At 57.3% G+C, this 19,862-nt stretch carries 18 protein-coding genes and 1 pseudogene; 11 read left to right on the top strand and 8 right to left on the bottom strand.

The genetic code is table 11. The annotated features are described in order from the left end of the window. Position 1 precedes the first annotated feature (1 nt). A complete protein-coding gene (locus JQ558_RS35820; protein WP_212210757.1) occupies positions 2–1,510 on the top strand; it encodes a tripartite tricarboxylate transporter permease in 1,509 nt (502 codons plus the stop codon). Positions 1,511–2,030: 520 nt separating this feature from the next. Here the strand turns inward: JQ558_RS35820 and JQ558_RS35815 are convergent. The 4 genes from JQ558_RS35815 to JQ558_RS35800 form a co-directional block, all read right to left on the bottom strand. Continuing rightward, a complete protein-coding gene (locus JQ558_RS35815; RefSeq protein ID WP_212210755.1) occupies positions 2,031–2,669 on the bottom strand; it encodes an acyl-homoserine-lactone synthase in 639 nt (212 codons plus the stop codon). 182 nt (positions 2,670–2,851) lie between these two features. Then, complete coding sequence (locus tag JQ558_RS35810; RefSeq protein WP_212210753.1) at positions 2,852–3,655, bottom strand: autoinducer binding domain-containing protein; 804 nt, start codon at positions 3,653–3,655, stop codon at positions 2,852–2,854. A 43-nt stretch (positions 3,656–3,698) separates the two neighbouring features. After that, complete coding sequence (locus tag JQ558_RS35805; protein ID WP_212210751.1) at positions 3,699–4,643, bottom strand: SDR family oxidoreductase; 945 nt, start codon at positions 4,641–4,643, stop codon at positions 3,699–3,701. A 964-nt stretch (positions 4,644–5,607) separates the two neighbouring features. Beyond that, positions 5,608–6,549, bottom strand: coding sequence for a GlxA family transcriptional regulator (locus JQ558_RS35800; protein ID WP_212210750.1), 942 nt, complete (start codon positions 6,547–6,549; stop codon positions 5,608–5,610). A gap of 100 nt (positions 6,550–6,649) precedes the next feature. On the opposite strand from JQ558_RS35800, the gene JQ558_RS35795 reads away from it, so the two are divergent. From JQ558_RS35795 to JQ558_RS35780, 4 genes are all read left to right on the top strand, one after another. Continuing rightward, complete coding sequence (locus JQ558_RS35795; RefSeq protein ID WP_212210742.1) at positions 6,650–7,435, top strand: SDR family oxidoreductase; 786 nt, start codon at positions 6,650–6,652, stop codon at positions 7,433–7,435. Positions 7,436–7,889: 454 nt separating this feature from the next. Further along, positions 7,890–9,179: a serine hydrolase gene (locus JQ558_RS35790; RefSeq protein ID WP_212210740.1), complete on the top strand. Its 1,290-nt coding sequence runs from the start codon at positions 7,890–7,892 to the stop codon at positions 9,177–9,179. 53 nt (positions 9,180–9,232) lie between these two features. Then, entirely contained in the window at positions 9,233–10,120 is an 888-nt protein-coding gene (locus tag JQ558_RS35785) for an NAD(P)H-binding protein (RefSeq protein ID WP_212210881.1), read from the top strand. A gap of 183 nt (positions 10,121–10,303) precedes the next feature. Beyond that, complete coding sequence (locus JQ558_RS35780; RefSeq protein ID WP_212210738.1) at positions 10,304–11,272, top strand: LysR family transcriptional regulator; 969 nt, start codon at positions 10,304–10,306, stop codon at positions 11,270–11,272. A 28-nt stretch (positions 11,273–11,300) separates the two neighbouring features. Here the strand turns inward: JQ558_RS35780 and JQ558_RS35775 are convergent, their stop codons facing one another. Both JQ558_RS35775 and JQ558_RS35770 read right to left on the bottom strand, forming a co-directional pair. Then, entirely contained in the window at positions 11,301–11,519 is a 219-nt protein-coding gene (locus JQ558_RS35775; protein WP_312014763.1) for an aldo/keto reductase, read from the bottom strand. 360 nt (positions 11,520–11,879) lie between these two features. Further along, positions 11,880–12,551: an NAD(P)-dependent oxidoreductase gene (locus JQ558_RS35770; protein ID WP_212210879.1), complete on the bottom strand. Its 672-nt coding sequence runs from the start codon at positions 12,549–12,551 to the stop codon at positions 11,880–11,882. A 187-nt stretch (positions 12,552–12,738) separates the two neighbouring features. On the opposite strand from JQ558_RS35770, the gene JQ558_RS35765 reads away from it, so the two are divergent. After that, positions 12,739–12,978, top strand: coding sequence for a hypothetical protein (locus tag JQ558_RS35765; RefSeq protein WP_212296619.1), 240 nt, complete (start codon positions 12,739–12,741; stop codon positions 12,976–12,978). 578 nt (positions 12,979–13,556) lie between these two features. Further along, entirely contained in the window at positions 13,557–14,285 is a 729-nt protein-coding gene (locus JQ558_RS35760; protein WP_212210730.1) for a Crp/Fnr family transcriptional regulator, read from the top strand. Here the strand turns inward: JQ558_RS35760 and JQ558_RS35755 are convergent. Beyond that, on the bottom strand, positions 14,282–14,497 hold the full coding sequence (locus JQ558_RS35755; RefSeq protein WP_212210728.1) for a DUF6894 family protein: 216 nt from the start codon (positions 14,495–14,497) through the stop codon (positions 14,282–14,284). The genes JQ558_RS35760 and JQ558_RS35755 overlap by 4 nt on opposite strands. A gap of 715 nt (positions 14,498–15,212) precedes the next feature. Between JQ558_RS35755 and JQ558_RS35750 the strand changes: the two genes are divergently transcribed. From JQ558_RS35750 to JQ558_RS35740, 3 genes are all read left to right on the top strand, one after another. Then, on the top strand, positions 15,213–15,440 hold the full coding sequence (locus JQ558_RS35750) for a hypothetical protein (protein WP_249119165.1): 228 nt from the start codon (positions 15,213–15,215) through the stop codon (positions 15,438–15,440). Between the two features lie 155 nt (positions 15,441–15,595). Beyond that, positions 15,596–16,093 (top strand): ferritin-like domain-containing protein, encoded by a 498-nt coding sequence (locus JQ558_RS35745; RefSeq protein WP_212210727.1) that lies wholly within the window; start codon positions 15,596–15,598, stop codon positions 16,091–16,093. Positions 16,094–16,095: 2 nt separating this feature from the next. Beyond that, positions 16,096–17,382: a DUF892 family protein gene (locus JQ558_RS35740; RefSeq protein ID WP_212210726.1), complete on the top strand. Its 1,287-nt coding sequence runs from the start codon at positions 16,096–16,098 to the stop codon at positions 17,380–17,382. A gap of 518 nt (positions 17,383–17,900) precedes the next feature. On the opposite strand, the gene JQ558_RS35735 is transcribed toward JQ558_RS35740, so the two are convergent. Next, on the bottom strand, positions 17,901–18,440 hold the full coding sequence (locus JQ558_RS35735; RefSeq protein WP_249142783.1) for a DUF421 domain-containing protein: 540 nt from the start codon (positions 18,438–18,440) through the stop codon (positions 17,901–17,903). 989 nt (positions 18,441–19,429) lie between these two features. Between JQ558_RS35735 and JQ558_RS35730 the strand changes: the two are divergent. Then, positions 19,430–19,862, top strand: a pseudogene (locus JQ558_RS35730) (sigma-70 family RNA polymerase sigma factor); the annotation flags it as partial.

Raw genomic sequence — 19,862 nt, 5'->3', positions numbered from 1 at the left:
CATGGATGTATTTTCCAACGTCGCGCACGGCTTTGGTGTAGCGCTTCAACCGATTAATCTGCTGTATTGCTTCATTGGAGTATTCATCGGGACACTGGTCGGAGTCCTGCCCGGGATCGGTCCGATTTCAGCAATGTCGCTGCTATTGCCGATTACCCTATCGGGTACGCCGGAATCCGGCATCATTATGATGGCAGGGATTTATTATGGCTCGATGTATGGCGGGTCGACAACGTCGATACTCGTCAACATTCCCGGTGAAGCGGCTTCGGTAGTAACTTGTATCGATGGCCATCAAATGGCGAAGCAGGGCCGCGCGGGGCCGGCGCTCGGGATTGCGGCGCTCGGTTCGTTCGCCGCGGGAACTTTCTCGCTGTTCGGACTGATGCTCGTTGCGCCATCGCTGGCTAGCGTTGCCATCGCCTTTGGCCCGGCCGAATATTTTGGCCTGATGGTGCTCGGCCTTGTCGTGCTGACGTTCCTGACGCAAGGGTCGATGGCCAAGGCATTGTTGATGGCTTGCGTGGGCGTTGTGCTTGGGTTGATTGGTCTCGACAGTATTACGGCGCAGCCGCGGCTGACCTTCGGCCGCCTTGAATTGCTCGATGGCATTGGCCTCGTGCCCGTGGTCATGGGCCTTTTCGGCGTGGCTGAAGTCCTCACAAACACCGAACAGGCGATCAAGCGAGAGATCCTCGACACGAAGATCAGGCGGCTCATGCCCACAAAGGTGGACTGGAAAGCCAGCGCAGGACCGATCGGACGCGGCACGCTGCTTGGATTCTTTCTCGGCATTCTACCTGGGGGTGGCGCCGTGGTTGCGTCTTTCGCATCCTATGCGCTGGAAAAACGGATATCGACAACAACCGAGCGCTTCGGCAACGGGGCGATCGAGGGCGTAGCAGGTCCGGAATCAGCGAACAATGCGGCGGCAGGCGGGGCTTTCATACCTTTGATGACGCTTGGCATTCCGCCGAACGTGGTGATGGCCCTGCTGCTCGGAGCGTTCATCGTTCACGGCCTGCAGCCGGGGCCACTCATGATAACGCAAAATCCCGGTCTGTTCTGGGGGATCATCGCCAGCATGTATATAGGCAACGTGATGTTGCTCGTTCTCAACCTGCCATTGATCGGGATTTGGGTGCAATTGCTGAAACTGCCGTACAATATCCTGTTCCCGCTGATCCTTTTGTTCACGATTATCGGTGTCTATTGCACCGGCAATAACGTGTTCGATGTTTACGTCATGGTCGGATTCGGCGTGATCGGCTATCTCATGCGCAAACTCAGGTATGAGCCTGCGCCACTGGTCCTGGCTTTCGTGTTAGGACCGATGCTCGAGAACAACCTGCGCAAGTCTCTGATTCTGTCGCAGGGTGATCTGCTGATATTCGTCCAACGGCCGATTTCCGCAGTGTGCCTGGTGCTGGCCTTGGCCTTGCTGATCGGGCCTTTGCTGCCATCGCTCCGCAAGAAGCGCGAATTCGTCGCCCTCGACGAAGGCGCATGAGCTGCCTTCGCTGCGTTAGCCACCAGCGTTCGTTGGCTAGTTTCGCGCTGCGAGAAGTGCATTCATACCCGTTCTCGTACAACTCCTGACGCAACCCGCACTGCCCGAAGTGCCGGGGCACCGCTGCGAAGGATGGCTCGCTCCGGGTGAAGCCGTTCTGTTGCCGGTACTGTACTCTCACGTGATATTCACTGAACGCCGAGAGGTGATCAGCGATCTGCAGGTCAAGGTCTCGGTGAGACCATGCTGACGATGGCTGCCGTTCGAAGCATTCTGGTTCCTGGATCGGCATCACCCTCCCGAACTGCACACTGGGGTTCAGCAACCACCGATTACCCGCCGTGCCCATCCCTCGTCCCCTGCTATGCGGGTTGTCGGACGGCATCCATGCGCTTGGCCAGAAGCGTTCGGGGTCCGGATTGATTGCCCTTATCTTGCGTCGAAGCGGCCTGGAAGCTCGGTTTCGGCTACCAGACCGCGTGCGTAGTCCCGCCCGTCAGCGGAGCCCACGGGGGAGCGATCAGGCGGCCATGCGATGCGAGCCGGCTCCGACCAGAACTGGCCCATCAACACGAGCTTGCCGGTACATGGCCTCAAGCGCTTGATCCGAATCGTGAAGAAATCCTGCGAGTGCCATCGTCCGCCCAAGCGGCTGCGGATCCGAAAGCCGTTCCAAGGGCCAGCCGGCTCGCCTCAGTATGCGCTCCATCCGGGCATCTGTGACGGTCACGATGGATCGCGCTCCGCTTGACCGCATCGCCTCGATCATCGCGGCAAAGAGCACGAAGGTGGCGCGATTGAAACCATGTCGACCAGACTCGACGCTGCGCTCGGTGTCGACGCAAAATCGCGAACTCTCGAGAATGCGCTCATCTCTCGGCGCGGCTTGGGCGCCCAGCAGATTGGCGAAGGTGTCGGCGAGCATGGTTGGGCCGGTGGTTGGCAGGAGTCTGACGCAGCCCAGAACCTCGTTCTCGTTTGAGAGGACAAGAAGATAGGTTGGGCTCAGAGCATCGTAGATGTCGATTTCCAGGTCACCGGACAGCGACACGCTCCAGTCCAGCCGGTCTTTGAAGACACGGCGACGAAGCCGATACATACGCGTTAAAAAGTCCAGATGGCGACCAAACTGACACGTGTGAAGCGCGATGGCATGCATGCCGGCCTCCTCGAATTATCGGGAGGGCTTTGACAGCAGAAAACGACCACGTGATCGCCTGTCGGATTTTGCAGGTGGCGCTAAATCAACCGGACCACGCTAGACCACGTTGCCTGGAATTCGTCTTGTCGGCCGCGCGGGCGCGCCCTGAACTAGCTTTACTGGAGATCGGTCCGAGGCCGTCAACTCAACAGGCCGCGGCGCAAAGCGATCGCAACACACTGGGCGATCGACGCTGCGCCAAGTTTGCGGCGCGCGTTCTCAAGATGAAATACGACGGTACGTGGCGCTATGGCCACCAGAACTGCGACGTCGGCCACCGTCTTTCCTTGCGCCGTCCAGGCCAAGCATTGACACTCCCGTTGGGTCAGCCCACTTTCAGGGTCCGGCTGCGCGACGAAAGCACCGTCGATTTTCGCGGCGACGTGAACATGGAAGTATAGCCCCACCTGGTAGACGAGATCCCTCCATTCACCGGTAAGGCGGTCAGGATCGATGTCGCGATCGTTCGTTGCCAAAGTGAAGGCGGCCATTCGCCCGAAGCCGCCTCTAATAGGCACTGTGATCCCGGATCGAATACCGAATGTAGTTGCTTCATCAAAAAATTGCCGCTGCTCTCGATTAGCGGCTGGCGAACGAGCCGGCCCACCCCAGCTGAAGAGGTCACGCTCGACCCTGGCACGAATGATCACTGGGTCAAGCTGCTGATATCGAAGGTCAAAGTAGCGATTGGTCCAGGATTTCGGGTAGGACGAGATGAGCATGGAACTGTCTCCGGCCAGGCTCAGGTAGGCAAACCGCTGGAATCCAAGGCTTTGCGTCAATCTCCCAGCAACCCGTTCGAACGCGCTCACGTCGCTCGCCGTCTGGATGGCGTCAACGAACTCCCGGAAGGTGGCCTCTGGAGCCTTCATTTTAGTTTTGCGTTTAGCACTCTCGCCAGAGTCCTTTGGCTCGCCGTTAGTGCTGGCCGCCTTGATGGTCAAGATGCCGATACCTCAAGGCAGCGCGGCATCGTGCTTCATAGCTTCAAAGGTCGCGATCCCAAGCGGAGGCTTGAAACTTCTTTGTTATTTCGACGAAATTGGCCGGTAATACGGTTCTGAACTTTCCAGAATCGCTCTCGACGACTTGCACAATTCCATCCGTGGCGGTGTTCGGATCGAATTGATCACTGGGGAACGCGAGCTTCGAATGATCGATGAAATTCTGCTGTGGTCTGTACCAGACCTTGTAGGCCTCCATCATGCGATCATTGAAGCCAGTGAGGTATGGCCCTGGGTTGATTGTCGCAACCTTGATACCGTACGGCTTAAGCTCGCTATGCAGTGACTCTGCGATTGCTTCGAGAGCGTGCTTTGAAGCACTGTAGGCGCCGGTAAATGGTGGAGTGAACAGTCCGACGACCGAAGACATAAAAATGATCTTGCCTGAACGCCTATTGTCGATCAGGCGACGTACGACCTTTTGAGTTAGGTCGAGGGACGAGAACACATTTGTCTCAAACTGTGAACGAATAACATCGATTGGCATTTCGGCAACCGATCCGCCCTCGCCTGTCCCTGCATTGTTCAGCAAAATGTCAACATCGAGCGATGACGCGAATTCTCGATCGCGCTCGTGGAGAATGTTGATTTTTTCAACGCGAAGCACCACGCCCTGCTGTTTCGCCGCATCACGCAGACTGGTTACCTGCGACGGAAGTTCCACGCTGGCGATGACGTCGTGTCCCCGCGAGGCAAGACGCAAGGCGACGTTCCTGCCAAAGCCACTACCGGCTCCTGTGATCAGTATCTTTTTATCATTTCCCCTCACCTTGCTGTCCTGGTTCGCTCGGTTGGTGGACTTGTTCAAGCCGGATGCGTCGGCAAATTGCGCCGCGGAGGCATTTGCCGGCATTGTGGATGCACCAGCCATCGCTGCGAATACGCCAGAGGCGACGCCTGTCATGAACTCTCTCTTGTTGGTATCCATTAGGTCGATCCCTTACTTGCAAGGCTGGAGGATGAGCATCTTCGCTCGAAGCCGTAGACAGCCGTAGCCAACGTCGTAAAACAGAGCAGCGATTGCTCGGCGACGTCGATTCCAGCCGGCCAAGTTGTATCGGACGAAGGGTAGCCCTGACCCAGGCACCCTCAAATGTCATATCCGCAGTGATTTAGGACATACGAGACGGCAAGTACTTATAGATACTTTGTGGTCTGTTTCTCTGCCGCCGAAAGATCCTTTACCGAGCACCGGTCATCCGGCCTGTTTACGCGGCTTCTGCTGGACCAATTCTCAAGCACAGACCTTTTCCGTTCGATCAGAGCGGCGTTGCTCTTGTCCGGCCGCATGCGCAAGAGCGCCTCCCGGCTTTTGAGCAGGAAAATGAGCAAGCAGAGTTACGGGATAGTTGGCCGATACTTCACCGCGCCTTGATGGTCGATCCATTTCTCGAGTTAAGCGCTTCACAAGTTGAAGCTCTGTGCCAGATGCTCTCGGATCATGGTGATGTGGTCAGCAGTTTCCGCGCTGTGCCGCCAAGGACGCAGCCGCATGTAAAATTGACTCTCGAAAGGCCGAGATGTGGTCGTCAAAAATAAGCATCCAGGGGCTCCTTTGGCGTTAAATCGGTGCCACACAGGAAACTCAGAAGCTTCTCAATCCGTCGCTTCGAGTAAACACCCAGCACCTCCGCCTAGAATGCCTCTTTGCTGTCGAAGTAAGAACGAACCCTTCGGTACGTTCGCGCGCTCGACGATGTCTGCGAAAAAGGACAGACAATGCGAGGAGGCCATGCCCCTCGAGCAGCCTCGGACGTTGGTGGACATCGCGACGACAACGGAGAGAAGGCTTACCGGCCGTCCGACGCGATTTCCGGCCTCGCAGCGCCTGCGGCCAGGCAATCTACTGAGGCAAGTCTAGATCCGCACGCGATAACTGGCGGCGGAGCAGCCTACAGCAGCTCCGCTCTGGCGGACGCCCGCCTTATCGCCTGGGGCGGCTGGCCAAACGTGCGAAGAAAGGATTGTCGCATGCGCTCTCTGTCGCCGAAGCCGGTCTCTCGTGCGACAACATCGATCGGATGACTCGTCGTTTCGATCATTAAACGCGCGGCTTCCACGCGCAGACGCTCGACGGCTTTGGCAGGCGACTCGCCGGTTTCTTCTCTGAACACCCTGCTGAACTGCCGCGGACTTAGTCGCGCCGCATCCGCGAGCGATTCGACCGACAGCTCTTGCCTAAGATTGCTTTTGGCGAAATCAAGTGCGGTTTGGACACGGTCCGATTTCGCATCAAAATCCAAGAGCACCGAAAACTGCGATTGCCCGCCGCCTCTACGATGATAGATGACGAGCTTGCGGGCTATCGCTTTGGCGGCGGCGGAGCCAAGGTCTTTCTCGACCAGGGCAAGAGCCAGATCGAGGCCAGCGCTCATCCCGGCGGAGGTCCAAATCTGACCGTCGACGACGAATATGCGGTCCTCTTCTACGACGATTGATGGATGCGTTTCCTTGAGAGACTTGGCGAAGTACCAATGGGTTGTCGCTCGACGCCCATCGAGCAATCCGGCGTTGGCGAGCAGAAAGCTGCCCGTACACGTCGCTGCCACACGTCTGGAAAGCTTTGGCGCCTCGCGTAGATAGGAAAGCAATCGGTCGGACTGCGGGGCGCATTCGTTGTCGCCCAGAACGATCAACGTGTCGAACTGCTGCTCGAAAATAGGCGACGTTGTGACGCTGAAGCCCTGCGATGATCGCACTGGACCGCCGTTTTCCGATACGAGGCAGAAATCGTAGATCGGCGCATTCAGGCTGTTGGCGTACTCAAAGACTGTTCCGACCGAGAGACCGAGTGGCTGAAAGCCCGGGTAAACGACCATTCCAATGTTCAGCATGGGCCCCGCGTCCTAAAACGTTGCATATATGGCATTTTAGCCATGCCCTTTCAAGGCTAACAGGGAGCATGAATCCGATTTACCCACCAAAGGAACGAATATGACCAAGGGAACAGCAGTCATCACCGGCGCGCTTGGAGGCATCGGCAAGCCCTACGCGGAGGGTCTCGCGAAGCGGGGCTACGATCTCATTCTCGTCGCGCGGGACAAGCAACATGCCGAGGAAGCTGGCCGCAAGATTGGCAGCGCGACCGGCCGCAAGGTCTCTGTCGCTTCACACGATCTGGCTGACTTGAACGATTTGGCCAAGCTCGAGACACTGCTCGAAACTGATCAAGACGTAACACTGCTGGCCAACATTGCTGGAGCCGCCACGTTCAGCATATTCAGCGAGATCAAGAAAGCCGACATCGATCAGACCATCGCCGTCAACGTGACCGCTTTGACCCGGCTGAGTCGCGCGGTTGCGCCACGCTTCGCCCAGAAAGGGGCTGGCGCGATCATCAACTTCGCGTCCGTTCTGGCGTTTCATCCCTGGCCAGAACTCAACGTTTACAATGCGGCGAAATCCTTCGTCGTTGCATTCTCGCAAGCGCTGCAAGGTGAGCTAAAAGAAAAAGGCGTTCTGGTTCAGGTGGTTTCGCCGTCAGCGACCGCGACGTCGTTCTGGGAGAAGGCCGGCTTTTCTCACAGCAATCTGCCACCCGGCGCGGTGATGAAGGCTACAGATGTTGCTCAAGCGGCACTGGCCGGGCTGGACAATCGTGACGAATGGGTCATGCCGGCGCTCGCCGACACCACGACCTGGGATAGTTTCCAGAAGGCCCGCGGCGATCTTGTCAACGGAATGATGAACGGAACGCTGGCAAAGCGCTACGCTAGTTGAGAATTACCTTTCTCTTGCTGGCTTCTGTGGCGCGGCTGAAAACGCCGCGCCACTTCGCGCTATTGGCGACAAGCGCTTACGGTACAAGAACGATGGCATTCACCTGCTGCGAACCGGGAATAAGGCAGCAATTCGTGTAACGCCGTAAATGGCCTCTCGCGGCCTGTACAGTCTCTTCCGAACAGAGCGAAGGCTCTATTTTCCCGCCCCTCATCCTTCATCATCTGAATGACGACTCGCATGTCGTGTTCATTCATGCGGGTTCGAAAAACCGGTAGCACAATGTGCAAACGACCGCTTTCCCACCGAATTCCCGCCGATCGCCGCGCCCTCACCTTTGTTGCTTTGGTGTCACCAATCAAATGACATAATCGCACTCACGGCCGGCTTTGCACGCAGCTAATACCAGACGATCGCCGCAGAGCCGGCACTCAGGTTGTTTGAAGGGATCGAAATGCTGATCGATCGTCGAAACGTTCTGCAGTCCGCGAGTCTTATCGCCGCGGCCTCGATGGCCTCCGCTGGTTCCTGGCGGGCTATCGCCGCCGGCGAAGGGGCGACGCGACAGCCATCAAATTCCGTGGCGTTGGATGCCTTGATGCAAAAAGCCGTCGACAGCGGCACAGTTGCCGGCGTGGTTGCGGTTGGCGCATCGGCGAACGGGATCGCCTATCAAGGTGGTTTTGGGAAGGCTAACACGGCGGATGGCACGCCGATGTCCATGGACACCGTATTCTGGCTGTTATCGTTGACAAAGGCGTTCACGGCGGCCGCCTGCATGCAACTCGTGCAGCAGGGTCGTGTTCACCTCGATCAGGAAGCTTCGACGATACTGCCTCAGCTCGCAGAACCCAAAGTGCTCGAAGGCTTTGACGGCAACGGCCAACCACGGTTTCGCCCCGCCAAGCGGCCGATCACCGTCAGGCATCTCCTTACGCATACGTCCGGTTACACTTACTCGATCTGGAGCGAGCAACTGACCCTGTATGAGAAGGTCACGGGCATGCCGGACATCGCGACGTGCCAGAATGCCGCCTTCGCCGCTCCACTGGAGTTTGACCCCGGCGAACGTTGGCAATACGGCATCGGCATGGACTGGATCGGCAAGTTGATTGAGGCCGTGAGCGACCAATCGCTGGAAGTCTATTTTCGGGAGAACATCTTTTCTCCTCTCGGAATGAGGGATTCCGGCTTTCTGATCGGCAGCGCGCAAAAGCGGCGAGTGGCCACACTTCACAATCGACAGTCTGACGGCACGCTGGTTCCGGCTGCATTCGAGATGCCTCAGCGCCCGGAGTTCTTCATGGGTGGAGGCGGCGCCTTCAGTACGCCCAAGGATTACATGACATTTCTTCGCATGTTGCTGAATGGCGGCACCTTGAACGGCGCACAGATTCTCCGCCCTGAGACCGTTGCATCTATGATGCAGAACCAGATTGGTCCGCTCGACGTCATCGAGATGAAGTCGGTTCAACCAAGCTTCTCGAACAGCTTCAATCAATTCCCGGGCCAAGCTCACAAGTGGGGCCTTTCGTTCGACATCAATCAGCAGGCGGTAGTCAGCGGACGAAGCGCAGGCAGCATTTCCTGGGCAGGTCTGCTCAACTGTTATTTCTGGCTCGATTCGCACAAGAAGGTAGCAGGTGCCTTGTTCACGCAGATGCTGCCGTTTTTCGATGATCGGGTCGTGGCGCTCTATGGCGACTTCGAGCGAGCGTTGTATCGCGAGCTCAGCCGCGCCTAAGCCCCTCCCCCAGATCACTCCAACAAAGATAAGCACGCGAATGGAGAACTATGATGTACGCCATAACGGGTATCACGGGGAAAGTCGGAGGAGAACTCGCCCGCACACTTCTAGCCCAGGGCCAACCGGTTCGGGCCGTCGTGCGAGACGAGAGCAAGGGCGACGCCTGGGCCGAACTGGGGTGTCAGGTTGCAATTGCCGAAATGGAAAGCGCGGCCGCTTTGACCCGCGCCTTCACCGGAGCAACAGCTGCTTTTATTCTTCCCCCCTCGGAATTTGATCCCGAACCTGGATACCCCGAGGCTCAACGTGTGATTAGCAACGTTGTAAGCGCGCTCAAGTCTGCCGAGCCCGGTAGAGTCGTCTGCCTGTCGACAATTGGCGCCGACGCGATCAAGGATAACCTCCTGTCGCAACGGACCATGATGGAGGACGCGATTACGAAAGTCGGCTTGCCGCTGACCATCTTGCGGCCAGGCTGGTTCATCGAGAACGCACTGTTGGACGTCACGTCTGCACGCGACGCCGGCATCATTCAGAGCTTTCTGCAACCGGCGGACAGGCCGTTTCCGATGGTTGCCACCAGGGATGTCGGACGTGTAGCGGCTGAACTGATTCAGGAAGGCTGGAGCGGAAAGCGGATCGTCGAGCTTGAAGGTCCACGCCGCATTTCGCCGAATGATCTCGCAATGTCATTCGGACGCGCCTTGGCAAAGGTCGTACGCGTCCAATCCGTGCCTCGCGACACTTGGGAAACGCTCTTCCGCTCGCAAGGAATGAAGAACCCCCAGCCACGCATCAGCATGCTTGACGGCTTCAACGAGGGCTGGATCGAGTTCAAAGAACGGGGCGCGGAGGCGATCAAGGGACGCATTGACGCGGACGCAGTCATCGCCGGTCTTCTTTCGACGGACAGACGTGATGAGATCCTCAAAGCATAGCTTCGTCACCAAGGCGTCTCAATCCCAAGACTTGGCTTCGGCACCTATCGGATGTCCGGCGTGAGCTGCCAGCCCGCCGTCGAGAGCGTAATTGCGGTTGGTTATCGTAGTCGAAGCCAATTGTTGACAGGCTCGCAACATTTCTGAAACATTAGTTCATTAATCGAACGGTGGGAGGCGGGCATGAAGTTCGATGGCCGCTTGGTAGCGAACGTAGGTGTCCTGGCAGCGATCGTGCAGGGAGGCAGCTTCGCGCGGGCGGCCGACGCATTGGGCTTGACGAGGTCTGGCGTGAGCCGAGCCGTTGCGCGCCTCGAAGCAAGCGTGGGAGTTCGGCTGCTCGATCGAACAACGCGCTCGGTGTCCTTAACCGATGAGGGCCGGCGCCTTTACGGTGAGATTGGGCCGCTGCTTTCTGGCATCGAAGATGCTTTCACTCAGACTGCGAGTTGCTCGGCCGCGGTTCGGGGCCGCCTTCGGCTTAACGTCAGCGCTTTTTTTGCGACCACGATGTTCGCTCCGCATGCTGGCGAGTTTCTGGAGCGATATCCGGAGCTTTCGCTGGAACTTATCGCGCGTGATCAGCTTGGAGATCTTGTCGCTGAAGGGTTCGACATCGCCATTCATTTCGGAAATCCGCCTTCCTCCTCGCTCGTTTCCCGCAAACTCCTCGAAACTCGTACCGTGACGGTTGCTTCCCCATCCTACATCCAAAGGTTTGGACAGCCCAAGCATCCCTCGGAACTGACCACGCACAATTGCATTCAGGTGAGGAATGCCTTAAGCGGCGACCCCCTCCAGGACTGGGAATATCGGCAAGGACGCAAGGTCGTTTCTGTTCGGACAACGGGCCGCATTGTCGTCACCGAATTTGGGCCAGTAATTGGAGCTTGCCTTGCCGGAGCTGGCATTGCACGGGTTAAGGCCGTCGGTCTGCAAGACTTGCTTGCCAGCGGCCGCTTGATCGACGTCCTGCCCGACTGGCCAGGACAATCATTTTCACTTTTCGCATTGTACCCGGGAGGCCCACATCCAGCCGCGAAGGTCCGCGCATTCATCGACTTCGTCGTCGAGAAGATCGGCAGGCCGCGCAACGAGAAGATTTCGAGCAACCCAACGCACATCGAAATCGATCACGACAAACAGGTCTAGCACTCTTTTGCTGATGCAGATCTCTGTTTCATCTACCTGCTGTCACACCCAGGCCGTCGAGCACTTGCATATTCCGCTCGGACAGCTCGATATCACAGGCGGCTATATTTTGCTCTAGATGTTGGAGCGACGATGTGCCTGGAATAAGAACGATTGCCGGGGACTTCTTCAACAGCCAAGCGAGCGCAACCTGCGCCGGCATCGCACCTCGTCGCCGGCAGATTTTCCTTGATCGGTCGGTGCACACGTCGTGCTCACGCCGCCTTCCAACTGATTGAAGAGATTGAACAATCTATCCAATCCATTCATGGGGGAGTTTGAGTTGGGGCCAGCCATCGAGAGTTAGCTAGATCAAGCTTCACACATCTCAGCGGCTGCTTTGCGCCAACAGCGGTCGGTCACGAGTGCTCTGATATAGGAGTGGCAATTAAATTTACGCTGCGTTCCGAGCGGCGACGGTGTCGGTCCCTGCCGCAGCGAGCGCGGACTACCTCGGCAAGGCAATCGATCGATCAATCGGCACCATCGACCAAGCTGTGATGGAGACTGCTTTTCGAACTGGTACGCAGGATCCATTTCGAACCACCCCTAGATGCGACAACCGTTGTCACCATGTGATCAACGGGGAACGATGCAGCCAAGCATCGGCATGCAGTTGATCCAAGACGAACGTCGCAACGTCTGCTCGCGATATGCTTCCGCCATGGAAGCCTGAAAGATCCGCCAGGACCCGGACCGACCCGTGCCCGGGCTTATCGTTCAGGACGGAGGGACGAACGAGGATACAGTCAAGTCCGCTGTCTCTGACGATCGTTTCCTGCCGATTCTTGTCTGCGTAGACCTTCTTCAGCAGAAGCGGAAAGATCACGTTGTCGAATAGGAAGCCACCGTGTCCGGCACTATCCCCGGCGCCAATCCCCGTGATGCACACCAGGCGAGAGACGTGCTCGGCCTTCATCGCTCTGACAAGCGCTCGCGTGGCGGTCGAGAGAAGCGTTACTTCACGGAAGAGGCTCGCCGGTGTACCCAGCGCGCTGACGACCGCGTCCTGACCTTTGAGGGCTTCCCGCAGCACTTTTTCATCGCGGACGTCACCGACTATAAGTCTGGCACCTTTCAACCAGCTCGCCCTCTCCGGTGACCGCACCAGCGCGGTGACCTCCTGCCCGCGCTCCAGCGTCTGGTCGACGATGAGACGGCCGGTACCGCCGGTGGCTCCAAGAATCAGTATCTTCGATCGGGGAGTCTTGGCGCCATTTTCGGCGCGTCCAGCGTGAATTGTCTTTGAGGAGAAGGACTATGGCCAAGAGGACGTTTCCCGACAAGGAATTGAGCGCAAAGGCAATCAAGGCCCTAATGGACGCCCGGTGCTTGCCTTCCGGTCCTCAGCAACTTGACGCTCTCAAGAAGGCAGCCCAGGTTCGCGACGCCGCTGTTCTCGGCCGAGCTCGCAGGGCCAGCGGATCATGCCCGATCCTGAATTTACCACATCAGTTTCCGAAAAAGAGGTCGTGGTTGTTCATGTGAGGCACGGCCACGTCTTCAAATTTCCAATTCTATCAAACGGCACAGTCACGCTGAACGGGTCTCATATCGACCGAAACCCATCGGCCACAACAGAGGCCGGACGATTTTTGTTTGAAGCTCATACCGCAGCACGAGTCGCCCTGGATCGCGGGCGGTTGGCGAATGAGAAATCAAACTGACTTCGATTTCTCTGCTCGCTTTTCTCTGTTCCGATTGTTGTTTGGTGCGTAAAGACTTTGCGGCCATGAGACGCTCGGCCTCTGCGATTAGAGGTCGTCTGTGTATTGTCCGGGCCCGGGCGAGATCCACCCCAAGCTCGCTGAAGACCGATGCGTAGCGCCTTACCGCTCCGGCCGCTCACCCATTTGGACGAAAAACCCGTGGCTCCCGCGATGCTACAGGCCAAGGGTGCGTTTTCATGAGCCGTCCGTGATCGGGAACAAGTGGCAATGCCCTGAAGTCCGCCGAGCGCAAGGTGCGACACCCGATCTTTAAAGGACTGCGGATTGCGCCTTGTTGCGCTTGGCGGTGGCGCTGCCGAGCTTCGTCTTAGCTGGGTGCGCTTCTTATCGCGCCGTTGCGCGCATTGTCGCCGTTCGCGTCGGCCGACGCGGGCCTGTTCGGCTGACATCGTCAGCACCACGGTCGCCGCTCTGCCTGGCCGGGGGTTCCGGAACCCAGCTCGCTCGCCGCTGTTATCATCTACCGACATTGGACGTCCTAGGACTCCGGTTCGGGTCCCGAGCAAGGACGGTCGATGACGGCACATCTAGCGGCTGCGTTGATAACAAAACTCACCGTCTCCAACTTTCTCGATGAGGAAGACATCGAGGCGCTCCGACGGCTGCCCATACACCAACGCGAGTTCAAGGCGAGGGAAGCCATCGTGTCCGATGGTCAGCGTCCCCACGAGTGTTGTTTGATCGGGGAAGGTTTTGCCTTTCGCTCGAAAACGACCGTCGAAGGCCAGCGCCAGGTTCTTTCCATTCACATTCCCGGCGAGGTTCCGGATCTCCAAAGCCTTCATCTGAAGGTCATGGATCACGATCTTACGACACTAACCCCCTGCACGCTGGGATTTATACCCCATGCCGCGGTGATGGGGCTGAACAGGGAGCGCCCTAACGTTGCTGCCGCCCTCTGGAGAGAAACACTGATCGATGCTGCGATATTCAGAGAATGGCTCCTGAGTCTGGGTCGTAGATCTGCGGATGCTCGAATGGCGCACCTGCTGCTCGAACTCCATCGAAGGCTTAACGCTATTGGTCGTGCGCGGGAGTTGGAATTCGAGTTGCCCGTTACCCAAGCCGATCTAGGCGACTGCCTGGGTCTTTCGACTGTGCATGTCAACAGAGTACTGCAGCAGCTTCGAAGAGAGGGTCTGATTGAGGTTCAAAGAACGAATTTCCGCCTGGTCGACCCTCCGGAACTGGAAAAGTTGGCTGAATTCGATCCATCTTATTTGCATCTGTATCCGGGGAACTAAGGTTCAATCCTTCGGGCGGTAACGTCGATTCTGAAAATCGGTTTTTCTTCCCGCTTGACCTCAAGCGACCAGTCTCCGCCTTCTGACGAGAGCGTCGATTCAATGTCCCTGACAGTGAGAATGGCTTCATGCCATGCCGCCGCGTCGCTCGCGAGTTCTTCCGAGTGTAGAAAGTTCTGGCCGTTCGTAATCTGAAAGGAATAGCGCGTCATCCAATCCGAACAGACGCGGGGACGCGTTGTTCCTATGGCAACAATCTCCCGAAAGTTAACCGTTGTTATAGAGTTTCGAACCATAGAGCCTAAGCTCATCACCGCCGTAAGGGCTTAAGCATCTTTCGGTGGTGAGGACGCCAACTGCGCTCCCGCCTTACTCCAACGGAAGAAGACCAGCGCGATGCCGCAGCAACGCCGCCGTTTTAAGCACACTCAGACTTTTGAAGAACGACTAGCCGAGGAAGCTCAGCGCTTCAGGGAGGCCGCGGAGAACGCCCCGCCGGGTTTGGCCCGGGAACTTCTTCTCAAGCGGGCTCGGCAGGCTGAAGCGGCTTCTCACATGAGTGATTGGCTAAAGTCGCCCGGACTACAGCGACCCACCTAGTTGCCATGACTCGGAGGTATTGCGCCTAAGTCGTGGGCGACGCCGGCCATATCCGCAACCGCATCGAGATTCCATGCGACAATGATGAGGAAGCCCAACTGCGAACTGAGCTATTGGTTGATGGCAAGAGGCGCGTCGGATTGCGACCTTCGAACCCAAAGAGCAGCGCGCATTGCTGGCGCGAGTAAGGCAAGTCAGTACAAAAGTGTACATAGCCCGCCAATGGACCACCAACGGCGCTAGTCGGCCTCCGACCCGCACTTAGCAACCATTGAGTTGCCAGACTGTTGAGCAGTTGCAGCGCTCCCGCTGTGAGGAGACAGCGAGATGCTATTTTACCCCTTCTATCCGGCCCTCATGTTAGCGGTCGAAGCTCAGAACGTCATCGACATGCGCCTATGGAAGATCGCTACCGGCGGCGTTCATGCTGCGAAAGAGACGCAACTGATGGTTTCCGAAAAGATCGATGCCGCAGTGGAAGCTAGCGCGATGCTTGATGGGCGGCAAGACCACGGGCGAGGTCATCGACTTCTATCGCAAGCAAGTGGCAGCTAATGCGACGCGGCTTATCTAATGCCGCGGCGGCATGTACCGCGTGTGGGATGGGCGGATACAAGGATCATCTTCGTCCTAAAGAAGCGCGCGGATACAATAGGAACGATGAGCGGCGCGTCTCGTTGGACGGTCTCCTACGAACAATGGAGACGGCAATGACCACCACAGCAAAGGACGTATACGTCGTCGGCCTGCGCAATGCGCACGCGATGGAAGTACAGGCGAGAGAACTGATGGAGCGTCAATCGGAACGACTGACCGACTATCCTGAGGTAAGGGCGCGGGTGAAGGAACATCTGGCAGAAACCAACAACCAGCTCAGTCGTCTTGAGCAATGCCTGCAAGCGTGCGGAGAAAGCAACTCCACCCTCAAGGACACTGCGCAATCCGTGATGGCCAACATGATGGCAATGACCCATGCCATGGCTGGAGACGAAATTCTCAAGAACACCTTTGCCAATAACGCTTTTGAGCATTTCGAGATCGCCGCATATAAATCGCTCCTGACGCTATGCGACAGCGCCGGTCAAGGCGGCTCTCGCTCCCTGCTGGAGCAGAACCTCAAGGAAGAGGAGCGCATGGCAGCCTGGATTGATGCCAACGTTGCAAAGGTGACTCAACAGTATCTCGCGATCGAACAGAAGGCGGCATAATCATGTATCATCACGTCAAGAAACTGATGTTCACCGTGCGCGTCGACGAGCCGGACGTTCGATTTGGCAACATGCTGCTGGAGCAGTTCGGCGGCGCCAACGGCGAACTGGCTGCAGCGATGCAGTACTCGATCCAGGGATTGAATTGCGAAGACCCTGACCGCAAGGACCTCCTGATGGATATCGGGACCGAAGAGCTCAGCCATCTCGAAATCGTCGGATGTCTGGCGCGCATGCACCTCAAACCCTCGAAGTTCGACCGCCAGGCAGCCGAAACCGACCCGCTGATTGCGATCGCCGGCGGCGGCGGCGTCAATCTGTTCAACTCGCAAGGCAATCCGTGGACCGCGGACTACCTTAAGATCACCGGCGAACTCGACGTCGACCTGCGCAGCAACATCGCGGCGGAAGCTCGGGCAAAGATCGTCTACGAGCGGCTCATCAATTTCTGCGACGACGCCGGCACCAAGGATGCGCTTCAGTTCCTCATGACCCGGGAAATCACCCACATGAAGGCTTTTGCCGCAGCCCTGGAAAGCATGAAAAAGCCGGCGTTCAGCATCGGCAAGCTCGCCCCGACGCCGGGGCTGGTAAATCAGTTCTTCAACGATTCCACCGGAGCCGGCGACGAAGGCGAGATCGACACGCGTGGTCCCTGGAACCAGGGCGGCGACTGGGAATTCGTGGAAGCGCCCGCCTTCTCGCAGTCTGAGGCCGGCATCAATGGCGGCGCGCATCCGATCAAGACCGAAAGTTCGCCTCCCCTCGCGCCAGAGGGCATGGCCGAGCTTCTGGTCGACGAATTGCGGGACATCCTGCACGCAGAGAAGCAACTGACCAAGGCGCTGCCCAAAATGGCCAAGGCGGCGCGGTTCGATCGCCTGCGAGAGCTTTTCGAACAGCACCTGATCGAAACCGAGGAGCAGATCGAGCGGCTCAACGAATGTTTCTCGCTGCTCGGCGAGACCGCCCGCGCCAAGCCGTGCAAGGGCATGATGGGTCTGGTGGAGGAAGGCCAGGAAGTCATGGAGCAAGGCGCGGACAAGGAGGACGCGCTTGCCGATCTCGCCCTAATCGGGGCGGCGCAGCGGGTCGAGCACTACGAGATTTCCGCGTACACGACCGCTAAGAACCTTGCCCAGCAACTGCGCCACAGCGCCGTGGTGGAATTGCTGTCAAAATCTCTGGCGGAGGAGGAAAACTCCGATCAACTGCTCAATCAGGTGGCACGCAGCCTGATGTCGGTTGCCCAGATGCCGGCGGCAGTCGAGCGTATCGAAGTCGAATAAGGGCTACCGGCCGGTGCACCGTTGCAAGCGCGCCGGCCGCCTTTCGTGCGTGGAACGCGAGTTCGAGGAAGCGAACAAGTGCAAGCTGTGACAGCACGCAAATGAGTGATCATCGTCCTCCCCTGAACGACGATCGTAGCCCACTGCTGGATTTGATGACGTGCATTGTTTGCATGCAGACGATGAAGATCGAGAAGGCCGACCCGGACGACGAAGGCAACGACCTCATTCATTACCGGTGCGGCATTTGCCGGGCAGTTGAGACGGTACGGCTTATTCGCCGCCAGCCTCCGATTGGCCAACCGAAAAGATCCTTGTGAGAAGCATTCAGTGAAACCCCGCCTGAGCGACGCTACTGGCCTGTTTTGGCCCCGATTCCCAGCATGTACCACTAGACTTGCATTACTGGGCGCGGCAGGACCGAGAGCGACGTCTCAAGCAAATCGCCCCCTAGAGAGCGTCGCTGGAGAGAGGATCGATAGGCCCTGCTCTCCCGGCGCATATTCGCTCGCGTTATCTCAACCGGGTTTAGCTCGTGATTTCGGTTTCGAGCTTTCCTTTGAATCCGATTTGATCACACTCAATTCTCCGTTTGCCTCCAAACAGGCCTCTCGAACCTCGGCGAGTTGGGAGACTCCTTGTTGTCGCAACTGACCCCTTAGCTCTTCCTCGGTAATAAACTCCTGGCGCATATTACGACGATTCATCTTGCCACCTTTTATAAGCGGAAGCGGCGGAGGAGATAAAAGCCGCTCAAACACTTTAAAGCGGTAGCTGATCCAATTGAGAAACAGGTTCCAGAATACGATAGTGAGGACCAGAACTATACCCTCAGTAATGGACTTATATTCTCTGGCAAATCCGTTCTGTGCGGCGTCGGCTATCACGACGATAACAAGTATGTCGGCAATTCCAATGGTTGAGGTCTGACGCACCATCACAAAGCGTAAGATAATGAAAAGCGACAGGTACATTACTGTGCCCCGCAATATCATCTCCGCAATGGAATGCGTCGGAATTATCAGTTCCGCCCATTCGATTAAGAGTAATCTGTCCAAGTTGTCCTCGAATTGCCGCTTGCCTGGATGAAGACCTTCGTCCCATGACCGAAAAATCGAACTTAGGAATCAGCCCGGTCAGGTCGCCTATGCGTTGCATCGAAGTTAGTTCGAAGGATTGCTTAACATCACCGATCCAAATCTTTGGGGCGTTGTCGGGGGTCGACCGACGATCGCTACGCGAGGCAAAATCCCCATCTGCAAATCCTCCGTTAAGGTGTCTAAATACTCGACGACGTCGAACGTTCCTGTACGCGTCTTTAAGGCTGGCCCCTCCAAGTGTGGTCTTCAGCTCAGGCCGCTTTCTAATGCGCCCTTGCACCGCATCTTTAGGCGATGAGTTGCAACCAGCGGCATGGAGCAGCGTTAGACCACTACCGCCGAGCGACAATCGGACGCAAACGGGGATGTTGGACGCGGAGCATTTTTCCGGTTTCTGCCCGCGTCGGTACGCGCTGACAACTCACCCGTTTCCGGTGAGTGCACTTTTTCAACCGCTCGTTCCCGCCGTTTTGGGAAGATTTTCAGACCGAGGGCGAGATTTCCACCTGGACGCCTTCGCATCGGGCACTCCACTGGAACAAAAAGAATTGGGTGCGGTTGAGTGCGCGAAGCCATCGCCCGCCGTTCAAAACGGCGCCTGTCGCGGATAGCCAAAGGTCTCCGGACCCGCTGTTATTCCTTCAAGAGCGCTCGCGCGGATAGCCAAAGGCGATGGCTACATTTCGTGCGACTCGCACGAATCCAACTTGCACCCTCCCGATGATGACCTAGCCATGCTGGCATAGCGCTAACTGCGCTCATGCTTGTGATAGGCGGACTGTGTCGACCCGCCCGGACCCTCGGGATCTCCGCCCGAACCGACCACTACCACGAAAACTTTTGGCGAGACGGCAAATTTTTGCATTGAGCTGAAACCTAAGACGGGTTTTCGCATTTTGATGTGCGCCATGGCCATCGAGGACTTGTTCCAAGGCGGAGGTGTAAAAATGGAAAGGACTTCAGCAATTTCGTTGCCATCCGTTGACCGCGGACTTTCCCATTATCTTTCGGAGATTCGCAAGTTTCCGATCCTGCAGCCGGAGCAGGAACTCAACTATGCCAATCGGTGGCGTCAGCAAGGGGACCGCGAGGCCGCCTACCATCTCGTCACCAGCCATTTGCGCCTCGTTGCTAAAATCGCCATGCGATACCGAGGCTACGGACTTCCAATAGCGGATATCATTTCGGAAGGAAACGTAGGCCTGATGCAGGCGGTGAAGCGCTTCGATCCGGAGCGCGGCTTTCGCCTTGTTGTATGCGATGTGGTGGATCAGGGCCTCCATTCAGGAATACATCCTGCGCGCCTGGTCGCTTGTGAAGATGGGGACCGGTACGGCTCAGAAGAAACTGTTCTTCAAGCTTCGCCGAACCAAGGCGGAG

This window comes from Bradyrhizobium sp. AUGA SZCCT0160, assembly GCF_018130105.1.
GTDB lineage: Bacteria > Pseudomonadota > Alphaproteobacteria > Rhizobiales > Xanthobacteraceae > Bradyrhizobium.
This window is presented reverse-complemented; position numbering and strand designations above follow the sequence as displayed.

Coding starts and splice junctions, on each gene's coding strand:
- JQ558_RS35820 (WP_212210757.1), top strand. CDS start 2: ATGGATGTATTTTCCAACGTCGCGCACGGCTTTGGTGTAGCGCTTCAA.
- JQ558_RS35815 (WP_212210755.1), bottom strand. CDS start 2,669: ATGCATGCCATCGCGCTTCACACGTGTCAGTTTGGTCGCCATCTGGAC.
- JQ558_RS35805 (WP_212210751.1), bottom strand. CDS start 4,643: ATGGATACCAACAAGAGAGAGTTCATGACAGGCGTCGCCTCTGGCGTA.
- JQ558_RS35800 (WP_212210750.1), bottom strand. CDS start 6,549: ATGCTGAACATTGGAATGGTCGTTTACCCGGGCTTTCAGCCACTCGGT.
- JQ558_RS35795 (WP_212210742.1), top strand. CDS start 6,650: ATGACCAAGGGAACAGCAGTCATCACCGGCGCGCTTGGAGGCATCGGC.
- JQ558_RS35790 (WP_212210740.1), top strand. CDS start 7,890: ATGCTGATCGATCGTCGAAACGTTCTGCAGTCCGCGAGTCTTATCGCC.
- JQ558_RS35785 (WP_212210881.1), top strand. CDS start 9,233: ATGTACGCCATAACGGGTATCACGGGGAAAGTCGGAGGAGAACTCGCC.
- JQ558_RS35780 (WP_212210738.1), top strand. CDS start 10,304: ATGAAGTTCGATGGCCGCTTGGTAGCGAACGTAGGTGTCCTGGCAGCG.
- JQ558_RS35765 (WP_212296619.1), top strand. CDS start 12,739: ATGCCCGATCCTGAATTTACCACATCAGTTTCCGAAAAAGAGGTCGTG.
- JQ558_RS35760 (WP_212210730.1), top strand. CDS start 13,557: ATGACGGCACATCTAGCGGCTGCGTTGATAACAAAACTCACCGTCTCC.
- JQ558_RS35755 (WP_212210728.1), bottom strand. CDS start 14,497: ATGACGCGCTATTCCTTTCAGATTACGAACGGCCAGAACTTTCTACAC.
- JQ558_RS35750 (WP_249119165.1), top strand. CDS start 15,213: ATGCTATTTTACCCCTTCTATCCGGCCCTCATGTTAGCGGTCGAAGCT.
- JQ558_RS35745 (WP_212210727.1), top strand. CDS start 15,596: ATGACCACCACAGCAAAGGACGTATACGTCGTCGGCCTGCGCAATGCG.
- JQ558_RS35740 (WP_212210726.1), top strand. CDS start 16,096: ATGTATCATCACGTCAAGAAACTGATGTTCACCGTGCGCGTCGACGAG.